21 protein-coding genes, 1 tRNA gene and 1 pseudogene are annotated in these 15,838 nt (G+C 69.6%); 12 read left to right on the top strand and 11 right to left on the bottom strand.

Annotated features, from left to right (window positions below):
• Nucleotides 1–59 precede the first annotated feature (59 nt).
• Nucleotides 60–677, bottom strand: coding sequence for a TetR/AcrR family transcriptional regulator (locus EEJ42_RS22705; protein WP_221179412.1), 618 nt, complete (start codon nt 675–677; stop codon nt 60–62).
• A gap of 114 nt (nt 678–791) precedes the next feature.
• On the opposite strand from EEJ42_RS22705, the gene EEJ42_RS22700 reads away from it, so the two are divergent.
• From EEJ42_RS22700 to EEJ42_RS22685, 3 genes are all read left to right on the top strand, one after another.
• Nucleotides 792–1,226 carry a nuclear transport factor 2 family protein gene (locus EEJ42_RS22700; RefSeq protein ID WP_123102323.1) on the top strand — a complete coding sequence of 145 codons (435 nt, stop codon included), beginning with the start codon at nt 792–794 and terminating at the stop codon, nt 1,224–1,226.
• 82 nt (nt 1,227–1,308) lie between these two features.
• Nucleotides 1,309–2,814, top strand: coding sequence for an alpha/beta hydrolase (locus EEJ42_RS22695; RefSeq protein ID WP_123102321.1), 1,506 nt, complete (start codon nt 1,309–1,311; stop codon nt 2,812–2,814).
• 547 nt (nt 2,815–3,361) lie between these two features.
• Entirely contained in the window at nt 3,362–3,709 is a 348-nt protein-coding gene (locus tag EEJ42_RS22685; RefSeq protein ID WP_148082013.1) for a hypothetical protein, read from the top strand.
• A gap of 172 nt (nt 3,710–3,881) precedes the next feature.
• On the opposite strand, the gene EEJ42_RS22680 is transcribed toward EEJ42_RS22685, so the two are convergent.
• Nucleotides 3,882–4,490: a TetR/AcrR family transcriptional regulator gene (locus EEJ42_RS22680; protein ID WP_123102315.1), complete on the bottom strand. Its 609-nt coding sequence runs from the start codon at nt 4,488–4,490 to the stop codon at nt 3,882–3,884.
• A 96-nt stretch (nt 4,491–4,586) separates the two neighbouring features.
• On the opposite strand from EEJ42_RS22680, the gene EEJ42_RS22675 reads away from it, so the two are divergent.
• Nucleotides 4,587–5,339, top strand: coding sequence for an SDR family NAD(P)-dependent oxidoreductase (locus tag EEJ42_RS22675; protein WP_123102313.1), 753 nt, complete (start codon nt 4,587–4,589; stop codon nt 5,337–5,339).
• Nucleotides 5,340–5,407: 68 nt separating this feature from the next.
• On the opposite strand, the gene EEJ42_RS22670 is transcribed toward EEJ42_RS22675, so the two are convergent.
• The 3 genes from EEJ42_RS22670 to EEJ42_RS22660 form a co-directional block, all read right to left on the bottom strand.
• Nucleotides 5,408–6,220, bottom strand: a complete 813-nt coding sequence (locus EEJ42_RS22670) for a phytanoyl-CoA dioxygenase family protein (protein ID WP_123102311.1) — start codon at nt 6,218–6,220, stop codon at nt 5,408–5,410.
• Nucleotides 6,221–6,337: 117 nt separating this feature from the next.
• Nucleotides 6,338–7,045, bottom strand: a complete 708-nt coding sequence (locus tag EEJ42_RS22665; protein WP_123102309.1) for a DUF4145 domain-containing protein — start codon at nt 7,043–7,045, stop codon at nt 6,338–6,340.
• 3 nt (nt 7,046–7,048) lie between these two features.
• The gene (locus tag EEJ42_RS22660; RefSeq protein ID WP_425472943.1) at nt 7,049–7,912 is read right to left on the bottom strand and encodes an MmyB family transcriptional regulator; all 864 of its coding nucleotides are present in this window, start codon (nt 7,910–7,912) and stop codon (nt 7,049–7,051) included.
• 126 nt (nt 7,913–8,038) lie between these two features.
• Between EEJ42_RS22660 and EEJ42_RS22655 the strand changes: the two genes are divergently transcribed.
• A complete protein-coding gene (locus EEJ42_RS22655; RefSeq protein WP_123102305.1) occupies nt 8,039–8,254 on the top strand; it encodes a tautomerase family protein in 216 nt (71 codons plus the stop codon).
• On the opposite strand, the gene EEJ42_RS22650 is transcribed toward EEJ42_RS22655, so the two are convergent.
• Together EEJ42_RS22650 and EEJ42_RS22645 are read right to left on the bottom strand one after the other, a co-directional pair.
• Nucleotides 8,255–8,455 carry a hypothetical protein gene (locus EEJ42_RS22650; RefSeq protein ID WP_123102303.1) on the bottom strand — a complete coding sequence of 67 codons (201 nt, stop codon included), beginning with the start codon at nt 8,453–8,455 and terminating at the stop codon, nt 8,255–8,257.
• On the bottom strand, nt 8,448–8,717 hold the full coding sequence (locus tag EEJ42_RS22645) for a hypothetical protein (protein WP_123102301.1): 270 nt from the start codon (nt 8,715–8,717) through the stop codon (nt 8,448–8,450). The genes EEJ42_RS22650 and EEJ42_RS22645 overlap by 8 nt, the downstream gene beginning before the upstream one ends.
• Nucleotides 8,718–9,003: 286 nt before the next feature.
• On the opposite strand from EEJ42_RS22645, the gene EEJ42_RS22640 reads away from it, so the two are divergent.
• Nucleotides 9,004–9,600: a choice-of-anchor C family protein gene (locus EEJ42_RS22640; protein WP_123102299.1), complete on the top strand. Its 597-nt coding sequence runs from the start codon at nt 9,004–9,006 to the stop codon at nt 9,598–9,600.
• Nucleotides 9,601–9,763: 163 nt separating this feature from the next.
• The gene (locus tag EEJ42_RS22635) at nt 9,764–10,324 is read left to right on the top strand and encodes a GNAT family N-acetyltransferase (RefSeq protein ID WP_123102327.1); all 561 of its coding nucleotides are present in this window, start codon (nt 9,764–9,766) and stop codon (nt 10,322–10,324) included.
• Between the two features lie 10 nt (nt 10,325–10,334).
• Here EEJ42_RS22635 and EEJ42_RS22630 read toward each other — a convergent pair whose 3' ends face one another.
• Nucleotides 10,335–10,598, bottom strand: a complete 264-nt coding sequence (locus EEJ42_RS22630; protein ID WP_148082012.1) for a DUF6191 domain-containing protein — start codon at nt 10,596–10,598, stop codon at nt 10,335–10,337.
• Nucleotides 10,599–10,748: 150 nt separating this feature from the next.
• On the opposite strand from EEJ42_RS22630, the gene EEJ42_RS22625 reads away from it, so the two are divergent.
• Nucleotides 10,749–11,327 carry a hypothetical protein gene (locus tag EEJ42_RS22625; RefSeq protein WP_148082011.1) on the top strand — a complete coding sequence of 193 codons (579 nt, stop codon included), beginning with the start codon at nt 10,749–10,751 and terminating at the stop codon, nt 11,325–11,327.
• Between the two features lie 118 nt (nt 11,328–11,445).
• On the opposite strand, the gene EEJ42_RS22620 is transcribed toward EEJ42_RS22625, so the two are convergent.
• A tRNA-Lys gene (locus EEJ42_RS22620) sits at nt 11,446–11,519 on the bottom strand.
• A 179-nt stretch (nt 11,520–11,698) separates the two neighbouring features.
• On the opposite strand from EEJ42_RS22620, the gene EEJ42_RS22615 reads away from it, so the two are divergent.
• On the top strand, nt 11,699–12,292 hold the full coding sequence (locus tag EEJ42_RS22615; protein WP_123102293.1) for a lytic polysaccharide monooxygenase auxiliary activity family 9 protein: 594 nt from the start codon (nt 11,699–11,701) through the stop codon (nt 12,290–12,292).
• A 111-nt stretch (nt 12,293–12,403) separates the two neighbouring features.
• On the opposite strand, the gene EEJ42_RS22610 is transcribed toward EEJ42_RS22615, so the two are convergent.
• Both EEJ42_RS22610 and EEJ42_RS22605 read right to left on the bottom strand, forming a co-directional pair.
• Nucleotides 12,404–12,628, bottom strand: a complete 225-nt coding sequence (locus EEJ42_RS22610) for a DUF397 domain-containing protein (protein ID WP_184503214.1) — start codon at nt 12,626–12,628, stop codon at nt 12,404–12,406.
• A gap of 17 nt (nt 12,629–12,645) precedes the next feature.
• On the bottom strand, nt 12,646–13,530 hold the full coding sequence (locus tag EEJ42_RS22605; RefSeq protein ID WP_123102289.1) for a helix-turn-helix domain-containing protein: 885 nt from the start codon (nt 13,528–13,530) through the stop codon (nt 12,646–12,648).
• 157 nt (nt 13,531–13,687) lie between these two features.
• On the opposite strand from EEJ42_RS22605, the gene EEJ42_RS22600 reads away from it, so the two are divergent.
• From EEJ42_RS22600 to EEJ42_RS22590, 3 genes and pseudogenes are all read left to right on the top strand, one after another.
• On the top strand, nt 13,688–14,089 hold the full coding sequence (locus EEJ42_RS22600; RefSeq protein WP_123102287.1) for an ATP-binding protein: 402 nt from the start codon (nt 13,688–13,690) through the stop codon (nt 14,087–14,089).
• Between the two features lie 485 nt (nt 14,090–14,574).
• Complete coding sequence (locus tag EEJ42_RS22595) at nt 14,575–15,375, top strand: helix-turn-helix transcriptional regulator (protein WP_246097188.1); 801 nt, start codon at nt 14,575–14,577, stop codon at nt 15,373–15,375.
• 118 nt (nt 15,376–15,493) lie between these two features.
• Nucleotides 15,494–15,838: pseudogene (locus EEJ42_RS22590) on the top strand (DNA-binding response regulator); the annotation flags it as partial.

The raw sequence follows: 15,838 nt of genomic DNA, 5'->3' as shown, positions 1-15,838 counted from the left end.
CTGGTACAACTACCACCGACCCCACACCGGAATCAGCGGCCACACCCCAGCCAGCCGCATCACCAACCTCTTCGGACAACACAACTAGAGCGTGGCGCGAGGCCGTCGAAGACGATGGCCAGCATCCGGTCTCGTACCTCCTCATCGAGGTGGGCGTGTACGGAGGCTCGTGACGTGGCAACGAGCAACGCGTACACCTCGGGCAGTTCGACGTCATGTCGGACGGCCCCGGTGCGTTGGGCATGCTGAAGCAGAGAACCGACGGCCCGACGCAGTCCGTCCGATGCCTGAGCAGCGTCGCCGCCGCCGTCGCCACCGGCCTCGAGCAGGGCCTCGGCAATGGTGATTTTGCCGGTCGCGTCGGCGACGAGGTGGCTGAAGAAGTCGAAGAACGCCGTACCCGGTTCGGCGGCGTGTAACAGCGTTTCAGCCTGCTCGCGCAGGCGATCGAACCGCTGCACGAGAACGGCCTCCAGTAGCGCCGCTTTGGTGGGGAAGTGGCGGAAGACCGTGGCGATGCCGACGTTGGCCAGGCGGGCCACCTCCTCGGTGGAAGCGGACTGGCCTCCCTTGCCGAAGACCTCCTCGGCGACGTTCAAGATCCGCTCGCGGTTGGTTCGCGCGTCGGCGCGTTGCGGCCGTCTGCCGCCCATCTCTCGGTTGTTTGGGGTGCTCATCGCGCTTTCGCTCGTATGCCGCTATCCGAAGTGGCGACTCCGTATACTCGGAGTCCGCACTTCGGATCGTAGTTCGATGCCACTGCACGTCGGCGCAGACGACAGGAGAGTGTTATGACTCAAGTCCTCAGCCCGCGGGAGGTTTTCCTCGCGCTCGTGAACGGTGTTGCGGAGGGTCGTTGGAGCGAACTGCCCGATCTGTATGCGGAGCAGACCCATGTCGTGCACCCCTTCGACCCGCTTCGTGCTGCCGCGCTCCGCACCCGCGACGAACTGCGCGAACACTTCAGGCCGACCGGCGCCGGACCCCACCTGGACCGTCGGGCAACCAACATCACGATCCACGAGACGACCGACCCCGAGGTCATCGTCGCCGAGTTCGAGTATCAGGGAACCGTCGCGGAGACCGGAGAGCCCTTCGCGCTGCCCGGCATCTTCGTCCTTCGGGTCCGCGACGGTGAGATCGTCAGCTCCCGCGACTACTTCGACCACGTGACCGCCGCCCGAGTTCGCGGGCAGCTCGACGCGCTTGTCGCAGCCGTGCGGTGACGGGGCCGGTGGGGTAAACCCCCTGCACAGAGTCCAGTTGGCGGGATGTCGGTGAGGGGCGGGGCGGGCGAAGCTCGTCCGTATGACGAGGATCAAGCAAATCGCAGCCCTGTTCGCCGCCTCCGCCGCCGTCCTGAGTGTCGCCGTACCCTTCGCCACGGCGTCCGCTTCGACGGCCGAGTCCGCCAGACCACCGCACCTCGACTGGACGACGTGCGAGGGGACGGACCTCGATCCGCGGCAGGAGTGCGCGACCATCGAGGTGCCGATGGACTACGCCGACCCGCACGGCAAGAAGATCACCCTTGCGTTCTCCCGCATCCCCGCCGAGAACCCGAAGACACGCCGCGGCGCCCTGTTCATGATCCCCGGCGGACCCGGAGGCGGCAGCCTCGACCAGCCTTCGGACAAGGGGCAGAAGCTGCCGCAGGAAGTGCGGGACACCTATGACCTGATCGGGTTCGATCCGCGGGGGTACGGCCGTTCCACTCCGGTGAGTTGCGACTTTCAACGAGGTGACCTCGCCCGGACGAAGCTTATTCCCTGGCCCGCCCCCGACGGCACCGTCACGGAGAGCATGGCCACCGCGCGGCGGATGTCGGAAGCCTGTGCACGCAACGGCGGCCCGCTGATGCGGCACATCAGCACCGCCAACGAGGCCCGCGACCTCGACCGCATCCGGGCGGCGCTCGGCGAGCGGACGATCTCCGCCTGGGCCGACTCGTACGGGACGTACGTCGGCGCCGTCTACAACGAGCTGTTCCCGCACCGCACCGACCGCTTCGTACTGGACAGCAACGGCACCCCCGACCACGTCCGGGTACACCGGGCCTGGTTCGCCGCGTTCGAGGTGGGCGTCGAGGACAACTTCCCCGAGTTCGCCAGGTGGGCGTCCCGGCCGGGCAACCCCGACCGGGTGGCCGGGACCGCGGCCGAGGTGCGCCGCCTCTTCCTTCGCCTCGCCGGGCGCCTCGACCGTGAGCCCCTCCCGTGGCCCGGCGCCAACCCGGAACAGCTCAACGGCAACGTGTTCCGTCAGATGATGCTGGACAGCCTCTACGATCCCGACGACTATCCCGCCCTGGCCCGGCTGATGCTGGCCGCCCGGAAGGGCATTGTGCCGCCCGCGCCCCAGGCGCCGCCCATCGCGGTCCTGCAGAACGCCATCGCGGGCAGTGTTGCCACCCTCTGCAACGACATCGCCTGGCCCAGGTCCGCGGCCGCGTACGAGAAGGGGGTCGCCGAGAGCCGCGCCACGTACCCGCTGACCGCGGGGATGCCGAGGGGCGCGACGGTGTGCGCCGCATGGCCCTACGCGCCGAAGGAGCCCGCGGTACGGATCACCGACCGTGGCCCCTCCACCGTCCTCATGGTCCAGAACCGGCGTGACGTGGCCACCCCCCTCAGCGGCGCCCTCGAACTCCGCGAGGCCCTCGGCCGACGCGCCGTCATGGTGACCGTGAACTCCACCGGCCACGACGCCTATCTCGCCAACGGCAACGCCTGCGGCGACGGGACCGTCTCCCACTTCCTGGCGACGGGTCAGCGGCCGACGCGGGACAGCGTCTGCGACTGGCCCGCCTCGTAAGTTGGTTCGCGGACGGTGGGGTTCAGAGGAGGGCCAGCGTCGCCCGCCCACCGGACGCGCCCCCCACTGTGACCAGGACGCTGATCAGGCGGGCCGTCCGGCGCTCCTCGCCAATGGCGCACCGGATGGTTCGCCACCACTCTCTGTCGAACCTCAGGCGTGCCGTCACAGGCAGCAGGCGGACGCCGCGCTGGATGCTCTGCGCCGCGAACTGGGTGGCGACTGGACAGTCGAGGACCCTCGCGACGGCTCGTGACACCGGTGCTCAGCAGCGGCCAAAGCAGCCCGCTGCAACCGTTAAGAGCGCCGGTGAGGACCCTGGTCGATCTTGGGCTCGCGCCGGAACACCGCCGGGGGCACGGGGCCTCTACGGTGGCCTCGCCCATGGACGGATCGACGTTGTCCGGGTACCACCAGATAGGCGCCAAGCCGCGGCGCGTCACCGAGTGAGCGCACTCGGAGAGTTCGTGACCGTGCTGGCTGTGCATGTCTCATCGGGGAGTTGCCGCACGGATACACGCGGGGCTCGGCGTGCGGGAGGAGGAACGTGGAAGGCGTAACAGCCTTCCACGCTGGCCTGGTAAGCGAAGATGAACGCTCTTTGCGGTCCAAGACCCAGCATGCCGGCGGTGATGGTGATCGATTCGCCTTGCCTTTTGATGTCGACCAAACCCTCGGCCGGTTTCATGGGAGGGAAGAGCTGGGCGATCTCTGCGTCTTGCAAGACTCCGTCAGCCCTGGCTTGAGCGAGGCGCTCACGGCGTGTTTTGACGTTTTCACGCAGGTCTGCGCGGGCCTTTTCCTCGTCACGCTCTGGTTGAGTCGCCAGCCAGATCCAGGTGCCTACGACGGTTACGAGCAACAGGACACAAAGGGTCATGCATCCGTTGAATAAGCAACCGCCGATGGTACCGGTCTGGACTTGTGGTCTTCTCGCCATGACCACAGCTTCTACTGGGAGCACGCCAACGCCTTGGCTGCGACGCTGAACCGCAACGACAACGAGCTGTCGAGGTAACAGCCGAGGTCGTCCTCTACCGGCGGGGTGTCGTTCCAGCCTTGATCACTCAGGCGGGCGGCCAGTTCCGCAGGGCCATGTCGGCCACCTGCTGGAGGTCGTCACGGGGAATGCCGCCGGCGGCCTGGACGGCGATGCCGTTGGCGACCGTCATGAGGTAGCGGGCGAGCAGCTCGGGATCGGTGTCCGGGGACAAGTCGCCTTCGTCTACGGCTTGCTGGAACCGGCTGCGGAGGAGGGAGACGGCCTCGTTGCGCCAGGCGATGAGGGCGTCGCGGGCGTTGCGTCCGGGGTCGCCGGCGGCGAGGGAGCCCTGGACGCCGAAGCACCCGGGGGGACAGCCGGGGCGGGTCGTGGCCCGGACGGAGCCGTTGAGGAACGCGGTGGCCACCTGCCGGGCGGTTGGCTCCCGCATGGCCCGGGCCCCGTACGAGGCGGGGCCTTCGCTGTAGCGCTCCAGGGCCTTGCGGAACAGGTCCTCCTTGTTGCCGAAGGCCGCGTACATGCTGGTGCGGGTGATGCCCATGGCGTTGGTCAGGTCGGTGAGGCTGGCGCCTTCGTAGCCCTGTGCCCAGAAGACCCGCATGGCCTGTTCGAGGGCCTCGTCGGCGTCGAAACCTCTCGGCCGGCCGATCGGTGCCCTCCCCTGCGTCTCCATGCGATCGATCCTACCTCTTCCGTACCGGTCGGTGCAGATCTCTGCTACGGTCTCGTTCAGTATCGATCGGTACGGAAATCCGTGGAGGTCATTCGCATGGGACAGCTTGAAGGCAAGACCGCCGTCATCACCGGCGGCGGCACCGGGATCGGCCTGGCCACCGCCAAGCGGCTGGCAGACGAGGGCGCGCACGTGTTCATCACCGGGCGGCGCAAGACCGTGCTGGACGCGGCCGTGGAGACCATCGGCTCGGCGCGGGCCACCGCGGTGGTGGGTGACATCTCCGACCTGGCCGACCTGGACCGGCTTTACGACGTGGTCCGCGCCCGGGGCAGGGGTCTGGACGTGCTGTTCGCCAACGCCGCCGCCGCGTCGTTCGCGACGCTGGAGCAGATCACCGAGGAGCACGTGGACGAGACCTTCGGCGTCAACGTCCGGGGCACCGTGTTCACGGTGCAGAAGGCGCTGCCGCTGCTCAACGACGGCGCGTCGGTGATCCTGAACTCCTCGGTGCGCGCCGGTGACGGTGTCGAGGCGTTCGGCGCGTACGCGGCCTCCAAGGCGGCGGTCCGGTCCTTCGCCCGGACCTGGGCCAACGAGCTCAAGGGCCGGAACATCCGGGTCAACGCGGTCTCCCCGGGCACCATCGACACGCCTGGACTCGACGGCGTGGCCGGTACGGGGGAGGACGCGGCCGCCATCAAGTCACACTTTGCCGAGCGTGTCCCACTCGGCCGGATCGGGCGCGCGGAGGAGGTCGCCAACGTGGTGGCTTTCCTCGCTTCCGAGCAGAGCAGCTTCATACTCGGAGCCGACCTGTACGTCGACGGCGGCGAGATGCAGGTCTGATCCGCGGGGGAGTTGACTTCGGCCCTCGCCCGATGGGCGACAACGGCCGGTGCGGCGCTGCCGGATGTCTACCCGGCGCTGCGGTCGGTGCCGTCCCCGTCCGGACCGGGGGTGACCTGTCCCAGGCCCCGACGGATCGCGATCTCCACGGGTGAGTACGCGCCGTCGGCCCGCTCCAGTTCGTACGGCGCGGCAGGCATCAGTGGCGGCTGGGCCATGAAGCGCGGCCGCACCCCATGGTGCGGTTGCGCCGCGTGCACCAGGAACGGATGGCACAGGAAGACGTCGCCCGGGGACCCGGTGGCGAGGGCGAGTGGCCGGTGGTCGGACGCCGCCACCAGATCGGGCGCAAGGGCCAGCCCGCTCGCCCCGTCCTCCCCGTACTTCTCCAGCACCTTCGGCACGTCGAGGTGTGAGCCGACCCGGATCCTGGTCGGGGCGTCCTCCTCACCGACCTCGCTGAACAGGAACAGCATCAGCAGTGCCCGGCCCCGGGAGCGCAGATTCGTGAAGTACCAGCTCTCGCCCGCCGGCAGATAGCTCCCCTCGACGTGCCAGCCCGCGTCGTCCGGCTCCTCCTCGTGCGGGAAGCGAAGCGGGAACGTGCCCAGCGAGTAGCGCGGCTCCCAGCGTCCCGCGCCGACGAGCAGGTCGTACGCGCGGTGCAGGGACGGGGAGTTGGGCGCGGCGGCGAACGGCCCCTGCGCCATGCCGGCCACCCAGTGCACGGGCTGCGTCCACGTCGCCGGATCGTCCGGGGCGACGCCCGTCTCCCGCCACAGCAGCCGCGCGCAGTCCGCTGCCACGCGCGGCGCGACGGCACCCTCCAGCTTCACGAAGCCGTCGCGGAGGAAGCGGGATACCAAAGTCGTGTCATCCATGCCCCCATCGTGCGGCGACACCGGCCCCGATCACCCGACAGTCCCCGCACCGCTTTTGTCGGGTGTTCACCGAGCAGGCAGCGCCAACTGACGCGCCCCGCGCATCGCGGCCGGGGGTCACCTCGATTGCTGGACCCGCTGGGCGACGAGGAGGCAGCTTTCGATGAAGGACCGGGCGGCCTCGGGCGTGACGGCGTCGGGTCGGTGCATGGCTAGGTTGCGCAGGGAGCGCAGCTGATCGAGGAGCTCGGCCGTGTGGGGCGGCACGACGCCCTTCGGCACGCTCTGCAACGCGCTCCACGCCGTGATGATGGCACCGACGGGCGATGCGTCGGCCAGGGTCCGGGCCTCCCGGAGCTGTTCGCGCCAGAGGGGCGGTGCTGCCTCGACCGCGTTCGTCTGCGCGTACGGGGGAGGAGCCCAGGGGCCTGCGGTCGGGGGAGACGACTCCTGCGGTGCCTGCGGTGCCTGCGGTGCCTGCGAGGGCTGTGGCTGTGCCGGTGGCGGGGTTTCCTCGCGGGCGGAAGGGCCGAGCCCCTCCTCCACGGGCTCCGGGGCGGGGTACGGTGCCCAGGGCTGAGGACGCTGCGTGGGCACCCCTGGGGCGTAGGGCCCCGGTGAGTCGGCGATGGCCGCTTCCTCCGCCTGGCTCAGCACTTGCCGTGCCTGCGTCTCGAACTCGATCGCGCCCGCCGGAGTTTCCAGGCGCGTCATCCGCGCGAACGCGTCGCGAATGTGGTTGCGCAGGCCCCAGACCAGTCCCACCGTCACGGCGGGCCAGACCAGCGCCTCGATGTACTTCAAGACGAGTTCGGCGATCTCCATATGTCAGTGCGCTCGCTCGCGTTTCATGTCCTGGGTGCCGATGACGGAGAGGAGTTCCAACTGTGAGGCGCCTTCGGTGCCGGGCGGGGCGGTGAACCACAGCAGGCGTTGGCAGCCATCCTCGCTGAACAGGGTGTGGCAGTCCAGTTCGATGATCCCCAGGGCGGGGTGGACGATGCGTTTGTGGTCGGTCCGCCGGAGGGCGACGTCGTGGGTGGCCCAGAGGGCGGCGAACTCCTCGCTCCGGTGGCGTAGTTCCGCCACCATCCGTTCCACCGTGGTGTCGCCGCCGCGCCGGGCGGCGACGGCCTGGAGGTCGGCGACGAAGGCCCGGGAGTGGTGGGGGTGGTCCTCGGCCGGGTAGAGGGCGCGGGCGCCGGGGTCGGTGAACCAGCGGTGGACGAAGCTCGCCTCGGGGCCGCGCACCGCCGGGGGCGGACCGAGGAGCGCGGCGGCCGGCGGGTTCTGGACGAGGGTTTCGTGGAGGTCGGTGATGACCTGCGCGGGGGTGGTGGCGAGCCGGTCCAGCAGACCGAGCAGGGCGGGCTGGACGTGCGCGGCCGGCCCGTGGGCCGCGGGGGGTACGCGGCGGTCGGCGAGGTGGAACAAGTGGTCGCGCGCGTCGCCGTTCAACCGCAGCGCCCGGGCGAGGGCGGCCAGCACCTGTGTCGAGGGCTGGGCACCGCGTCCGCGTTCCAGCTCCGTGTAGTAGTCCGCGGAGAGCCCGGCCAGTTGGGCGACCTCCTCGCGCCGCAGACCGGGCACCCGGCGCCGCGGACCGGCGGTCAGCCCGACGTCGGCCGGGCGGATCCGGTCGCGCCGGGACTTCAGGAAGGCGGCGAGCTGCGCGTGATTCACGCCGCTCATCGTCGCGCGCCCCGGTGCGCGGAGCCAGGGGACGGCAACCCCTGGGTCGGCACAGCCCTGGCTGGCGCGGGGACACCGGCCCAGGGTGGGACCGTCCCGCCGTCCCCCGTCGGAAAGAGAACCGCCATGCCTTTCGCGAACTTCAAGGTCCCCGCCGGAACCCTCACCGTGCAGCAGAAGGAGAAGATCATCACGCGCACGACCGAGCTGTACGCCGAGATCTACGGCGAACGGGCCCGCGCCAACACCCTGGTCCTGGTCGAGGAGGTCGCCGACGGCGGCTGGGGCATCGGCGGCGACGTGCTGACCCTGGCCAAGCTCCAGCAGACCCCCGAGGGCTGATCATCGGCGGGCGATCGCGGCCTCCATCGCCCGCTTGGCGATCGGCGTCGCCGCCCCGCCCTCGCGCCCGCCGGAACCCGCCTTCCCCTCCACGACCACGGCGATGGCCACCTGCCGACTGCCCGAGCCGCGCTTGTAGGCGTCGCGGTCGAGCCGTTCGCCCTGCTCGGGCGGGAGCGTGGGGGCCTGGAGATCAAGCATCGGGGATGTCCGCCTTCGCCGCCCTGAGCATGTTCCCGGGGATGACGACCAGCCGCTCGTCGGGGCCGATTCCCACGCCGTCCGGCAGACGAGGACCGTAGGCGGTCGTGAGGTCCCTGCCGATCACGGCGACGTCGCCGTTGTCGAGCTGCCAGATGTCCGGGCAGTCGTCACGGCCCTCGGAATTGCCCAGCTCCTCGGCGGACTTTCCGAGCCGTCGCTCGAATAACGCGGACGGGTCGGCTTCCCAGGCGCGCGTCATATCTGCCTCCGCTCGTCGTGGCCACACACGCGATCGTCACCCAGTGTAGCCGCGCAGGAACCCGGCACCAGGGGCTGTGGACAACGGGTGCATCGCCGGGCGGTGACGTGACGCCTCGGCGTCTGCGAGGGGCGGGCGGGTCAAGTGGGCGGCGCGTCACTGGAGTTCGGGCCCGTGCACACCACCGTGCGCCCATGACTGGGTCTTGGCCTCCGCCAAGGGTTGAGGGAGATTCATCCGGGCGGTCAATTCAGACGCTCGCGCATCTTTCATCCAGGAGGGGAACATGTCGCCCATTCGCACCTTTGTTGCCGCGGTCATCGTCGCCGGTGTTGTCGCGGGAGCCGGTACGGGCGCTGCGCTGGCCGCGCCGGCGGCCAGTCACTTCGATGGCGGGAGCTTCGAGACGCCCAGGGTGGCGGCCAATACGTTCGTGAACATCGGAACGGGAGGGTCCATCGGGCCGTGGAAGGTCACCGGGGGGAACGTGGACCTGATCGGGGACGGGTTCTGGCAGGCCGCCGAGGGCGACCAGTCGGTCGACCTCAACGGGCAGAACGCGGGCACGGTGGCGCAGACCTTCACGACGGTGCCGGGGAAGCGGTACACGGTGACGTACTCCCTCGCCGGTAACCCCGGGGTCGGCGGTCCGGCCCTGAAGACCGGAGAGGTCCTGGTGGACGGCCAGGTCTTCCAGAACTTCAGCTTCGACACCACCGGCAAGACGACGGCGAACATGGGCTATGTGACCCGCGAGGTGAGCTTCGTGGCCACCGGCGCCACCACGACCCTGGCGTTCGCCAGCACCATGTCCGGCGCCTGGGGTCCGGTCATCGACGACGTCACGGTCCGCCACTGCGAGCCGTGCCCCTCCTGCGACTGATCGCGACCCCAACCGCGTAACGCTCGTAACGAACGCCCCGGTGCCCTCCGCGCGCCGGGGCGTTCGGGCTGCTTCGGGGCGCGGGAAAAATACCGGTACCGGCGCGGCGCCCGTGAGAAGATCCGTCGCGTTCGTGGGGCGGGTTCGGCGGTGGAGGGCGATGATGTACGCGATATCCCTGGGGGACGACGGCGCGGAGCTGCGCCCGCTCGAACCGTGGCAGGCCGAGGAGTTCCTCGCCCACATGGAGCGGGGGCGGGAACTCATCGGGCAGCACGTCGGTCTTGCGGACGTTGTCACGGACCTGGAGTCGAGCCGGACGTTCCTCCAGTCGTACGCGCAGAAGGCCGCGACCGACACCGGCCGCATCTACGGCATCTGGACGGACGGCAAGCTGGTCGGCGGAGTCCTCTTCCGGACGATGGACATCGCACAGGGCACCGCCGAGGCGGGCTGCTGGCTGGAGCCGTCGGCGGTGGGCCGGGGACTGGTGACCAGGGCCTCGCGCGTGATCATCGACTGGGCCGTCGAGGAGCGGGGCATCCACCGCGTGGAGTGGCACGTCTCGGCGGCGAACACGCCCAGCATCGCGGTGGCCCGGCGACTGGGGATGACGAAGGACGGCGTGCTGCGGGAGAGCTACCTGTACCGGGGGAAGCGGTGCGACATGGAGATCTGGTCCGTCCTCGCCCCCGAGTGGCGCGCGGCCCGGAGGGCGTCCTAGTCGGACCTCGTCAGGGCCTTTTCGGTCGCGGACGCACTACCGCCGTGCCCGCATCCAAGTCCACGGTGCTGCCCGGCGGGGCGCCGGAGTCCGTGTTGTCGCGCAGGCTGAGCCGGCGTTCCTTCTGCTCCTGGACATGCCGCCGCGAGGGGTGGAACACCTCGGCCAATGCCTCGGTGTTCGCGCCGCCGCCACCACCGAACCTGCGCCGGTGCCAGCTCACCCAGGCGAACAGCACGATCCAAAGGGAACCGGCGACGATGCCCACCGTCATCAGCATCTCCTCGCGCCTCCAGACGCCCGTTTCCGCCCCAGCGTAGGGCAGCTGTTCGGGCGGGACGTGGAATGAGTACGCGTACTCACGTACGGCTCTCCGCGCCTTGTTAGCGTCCCCCTGACGCACGCACAGCACGGGGGGAAACGCGTGAGGCATGGCAGGCTGCTCGGCCGGGGGACGGCCGTCGTGGGGGTCGTGGTGGCGCTGCTCGCCGCGACGGGGTGTTCCGGGCTGCCGGGCGGCAAGGAGCGTAACGGGGGGCTCGCCTACGAGCCGCAGCGGTTGTCCATGGAGCGCGCGGACGTCCTGTACCGCCGCTCCGCCGACAAGATCGAGGAAGTGGCCGGGATACGCCACGACGCCGACGCCTCCCAGCCATGGCGCATGGAGTGTGAGGGCGTGGACCACGGCTACCGCATCCACAATCTGTGGTTTCTCACCGGGCCGCCCAAGGGCGAACTCAGGGAGGCCATGGACCGGCTCCACCGGGTCCTTCCGAAGCGCGGCTGGAAGGCGTACCGCTACGCCCGGGCCCACTCCAAGGCCCGGCAGCTGCAACTGGACGTCGAGGAAATGACCCGGCACCACACGGCGGTGATCGAACTCATCCTGCCGTCCACCTACCGGCATCCGTCGAAGTGGGAGAAGAACGACCCGGACAGCATCCAGATCTCGATGGATTCACCCTGCTACGTCGACCCCGAGTACGACGCTCCCTACGGGTGAGCAGGAGCCGTGAAACGCAACTGGGGTTTCCCGGACGAGCCAGGAAACCCCAGGTCAGTGGCCGTAAGGCCANCGGACGAGCCAGGAAACCCCAGGTCAGTGGCCGTAAGGCCATCGGTGCGCCGCCAGGGACTCGAACCCCGGACCCGCTGATTAAGAGTCAGCTGCTCTAACCAACTGAGCTAGCGGCGCCTGCTGACAAAGGAATCCTACCGGACCTCGTGGGGTGGTCCGGACCAGCCGCCGTCCTGCCTCTGTCGACACCCTTGTTATTGGTATGGACATGACCAAACGAGCCTGGCTACGCTCGACTTGGTCTAGACCGCATCGCACGGCTCGCAGAAGCACCCCCACGTCTTCAGGAGCGAAGCATGCGCAAGAAGATCCGCGCCGCCGTGGTCGGCATCGGGCTCGCGGCGGTCACCGTTCTCGCGACGGGTGGCGAGGCCACCAGTCACGCCTACACCGACTCACCGATCAGCAGGCAGAAGCTGTGCGCCAACGGGACCGTCGCCAACTGTGGCGAGATCCAGTACGAGCCGCAGAGCGTGGAAGGGCCCAAGGGGTTCCCGTCGGGCGGGCCCGCGGACGGGACGATCTGTGCGGGCGGCAACAGCCGGTTCGCCCAGCTCGACGATCCGCGCGGCGGGTCGTGGCCCGCGACCAAGCTGACCGCCGGGCGGAGCTACACCTTCACCTGGCGGTTCACGGCCTCGCACGCGACCACGGACTTCAAGTACTACATCACCAAGAACGGCTGGAATCCGAGCAGCAAGGTGACCCGCTCAAGCCTCCAGTCCCAGCCCTTCCTGACCGTGCCGTACAACAACCAGCGGCCGCCGTCCACGCTGTCCCACTCGGGGACGATCCCGAGCGGGATGACCGGACGGCACGTGATCCTCGCCGTCTGGACCGTCGCGGACACCGGGAACGCGTTCTACGCGTGCTCGGATGTCCAGTTCTGACAGCTCCGGTTCCGACAGCTCCAGTTCCGGCAGGTTCGGTCCTGGCAGGGCCAGTTCCGACAGTGAAAGGCCGCCCGGCCTCCGGGCCGGGCGGCCACCCATCCGCTTACGTCACGCGTCGAACGTGCCCGCCTTCGCACCCCGCAGGAAGGCGGCGAGCGTCGCCGGAGCCGTGGTGAGGAACACGCCCGGGTCGTCGCTCTCCCGGATCAGCAGCCGTCCGCCGCTGGCGGCTATCTCCACGCACTGGCCCTCGCCCACGGAGTACGAGGACTTGCGCCAGCGCGGACGGTGCTGGTTCCCGGCGAGTGGTGCAGAGGTACATGAGGTGTTCATGTGTGGGGCCCTCTTTCTCATACGAGATCTGCGATGAGGCCCTTCGTCGCATCCGGAGACAGCGCGCTGTCGGCGATGCGGCCGAAGGCGTCGACGAAAACGTTGACGTCGTCGACTCCTTCGACGTACGTGGGCCCGCGCAGGTTCTCCTGGGAGACCACATCCGGCATCGGACCCGGGAAGCCCACAAGTGTGAACGCGCCGGCGTCCCCCGGGTTGGGCGCCGCGTCGATCGGCATCACCTGGAGCGTCACCGTCGGCCACTCCGCGACGTCCAGCAGTCGGCGCAGCTGCTCGGCCATGATGGCCGGGCGGTCGGCGAACCGGCGGCGCAGCGCCGTTTCGTGGATGACGGCCCACAGCCTCAGCGGGGCGTCCGCGCGGGTGAGCACGGCCTGGCGGGCGAGCCGCACCTCGGCGAGGGCGGACACCTCGGCGGCGCTGCGGGCCCTGGCGTTCGCGGCGATCGTCTCGCGCGCGTACTCGGACGTCTGGAGCAGCCCGGGGATGACCAGCGGGGCGTAGTCGCGGACGGAGTCGGCGTCCGACTCCAGCGATATGTAGTCGGCGTAGGCGGGCGCGACGACTCCGCGGTACGTCTGCCACCAGCCCCGCTTGCCCGCGTCCTTGGCGAGCCCCTCCAGCGCGATCCGGATCTCGCGGTCGGTGACCTCGTACGCCCGCAGCAGGACCTCGACCTCGGTGGTGCGGATGGTCGCGTTGGCGTTCTCGATGCGCGACAGTTTGGGCGCGGTCCAGTGGCGGGCGCCAGGGGAACCGTTCGCGGTCGCGTTGAGCGCTTCTGCCGCCGCGTCCAGTGTCATCCCCGCTTCGGTGCGCAGCCTCCGCAGAGTTGATCCCAGACGCCTGCGCCGTACGGTGGGCACTGGCTGGTAGGACATGGCGTCAGTCTGACCTATCGCCGACAGCGGTCACCAGGCGGCATATGCCAGTTGTGAGCTAAAGGGTCGAAACATTGCGAGTGACACTCCCGATGAGCCAGGATCGCTCTTGCGACATGGCGGCAGTGCGCTGCGCTTTGGAGGGGCCCCGGACCACATGGCAGACAACATCCCGCAGCGGTACGAATTCCGCCTCCGCGTTCACCCGCAGAAACTCGCCGAGGTGCGCCGCGCCGTCGGCGCCCGGCTGCGCCTGTGGGGACGCGGGGAACTGGTCACGCCCGCGGCGATGTGCGTCACCGAACTGCTGTCCAACGTCCACAAGCACGCGGCGTCGCCCGAGTGCGTGCTGACGCTCGAAAACCGACCGTACGGGATATGCGCCGCCGTCTTCGACTCCGAGACCTCACTGCCGGTGGTCAAGGAGCCGGACTTCCTCTCGGAGTGCGGGCGCGGGATGTTCCTGCTCAGCAAGACGGCCCACGAGTGGGGTACGGACCTCCACGACCACGGCAAGACGGTCTGGTTCACGCTGCGCGCCGAAGCGGTGGATCCCTGACCGTGCCCACCGGTAGCGTTGTGTCACGGGGAGTTGACGGAGCGGCAGGGGAGGGGCCATGGATCCGGTGACGACGGGGGCGCTGATCAGCCTCGGCCCGCAGTGACCCGTGACCCGTTCGGGGTGGTGGCAGCAACCGGACATGGTCGCTTCCGCTTCGTGGCGGAGCGTCGTCGCATTGCGACTGATCGTGTCCGGATAGCGGTCTCGCAGGCTGACGGTCCGTAACTTGCTGACAACACACATCGCTTGACGGGCAGTCGAGCGCCGTGTCGCGCCCTGACGCGCCGGACTTGGTCTATTCTTTACTTCACGCCTCGCGTTGACGTCGTCGCTGTGCGCGAATTACTGTCATCAGTGATTTCGCACCATGCTGCCTCCGCGTTTTGAGCACGTCGAGGCATGGAATTCCAAGAACCAGGCCGGTATTTGCAGAACTAGGTAACTGTCGCCCTCCAGGGGAAGTCATGGTTGGTCTTGTGACGATGTCCGAGCCTTCTCCTGAGCATGAGACGGACTCCTCGGTCCCCGCCATGACCGGCGACTATGTCGAGCGTGCCCTGCTGGCCGCCCGCGATCTGATCGAGTCCACGGTCACCCGGCACCGGCGGGAGCTGGCCCAGGACTCCTGGGCGGGGAAGGCCCTCGGGCAGGTGCCGCTCGCCGAGGTCGTCGACACGCTCGTGGACGGGGCCGAACGGACCGTGAGCGTCGTCCTGTCGGGCGGCGAGGAGCAGTCGGAGGTCGTCTGCTCGGCACTCGCCCGGCCCGCCCGGGGCGGCCGCGGGCGCCGCGCGGTGCGGCTGCTGTGTCTGCCGCGGGCGCTGGACGCGGCCCGGGTGCGGGCGTTGGCGCGCACCGATCCGCGCTGCGAAGTCCGCGTCTGTGACGGGGAGTTACCGGAAGCGCTGTTCATCGACGGCCAGATCGTCTACGTACGGAACGAACCGCCGGACCCGGCGCGGGGCGGCGGGCGGCAGGCGTCGCTCGTCGAGGATCCCGCCGCGGTGCAGGCCCTGGAGCTGATGTTCGCGGGGACCTGGGGGAACGCCGTGGCGCTGGAGGACTATCCGCGGCTGGGCGGGCGGCTGTGCCCCACGTCCATGCGGCGCATCCTGGAATGCCTGCGCACGGGCCACACCGATGAGGTGGCGGCGCGCGACATGCAGGTGTCCCTGCGGACCTACCGCCGGTATGTCGCGGAGATCATGCGGGAGCTGGGGGCCGGATCCCGCTTCCAGGCGGGGGTGCGGGCGGTGGAGCTGGGGCTGCTGCCGGACCGCTGACCCTCTCTTCACCCATGGCGCCCACGGCACCCATGGCCGGGACCCACGACCCATAACCCAAAACCGATAGCGCATGGCACTCGAGACCTTGACCACGTCGCGAGGCAGGAATGACGACATGAAGGATCCCGGTGATCCGGGGGACGTTCTGGAGCGGACGTTACGGGAGGTGCGGGCCCTCATCGAGGCCACCGTCGTCGAACACCGGGCCCGAAGAACGAGAACGGGGCAGTTCACCCAGGTGGGCATGGCGGACGGGGCGTTCCTGGCCGCCGCCGAACAGGTGATCACCAAGGCCCGGGGGCGGGTGGACGCCGTGTTCCCGGAAGCGCCCGGCCGGATGGCGGCGGCGCACGCGGCGCTCACCGCCCTGCTGCTGAACCTGGACGACGACGCGGTGCGGGTGCGGGTGCTGCGCGGCCGGGCCGGTCCCGCGGGTGGCTCCGGCGGCGGCGCGGGTGGC

The organism is Streptomyces botrytidirepellens (assembly GCF_003721215.1).
Lineage (GTDB): Bacteria > Actinomycetota > Actinomycetes > Streptomycetales > Streptomycetaceae > Streptomyces > Streptomyces himastatinicus.
This window is presented reverse-complemented; position numbering and strand designations above follow the sequence as displayed.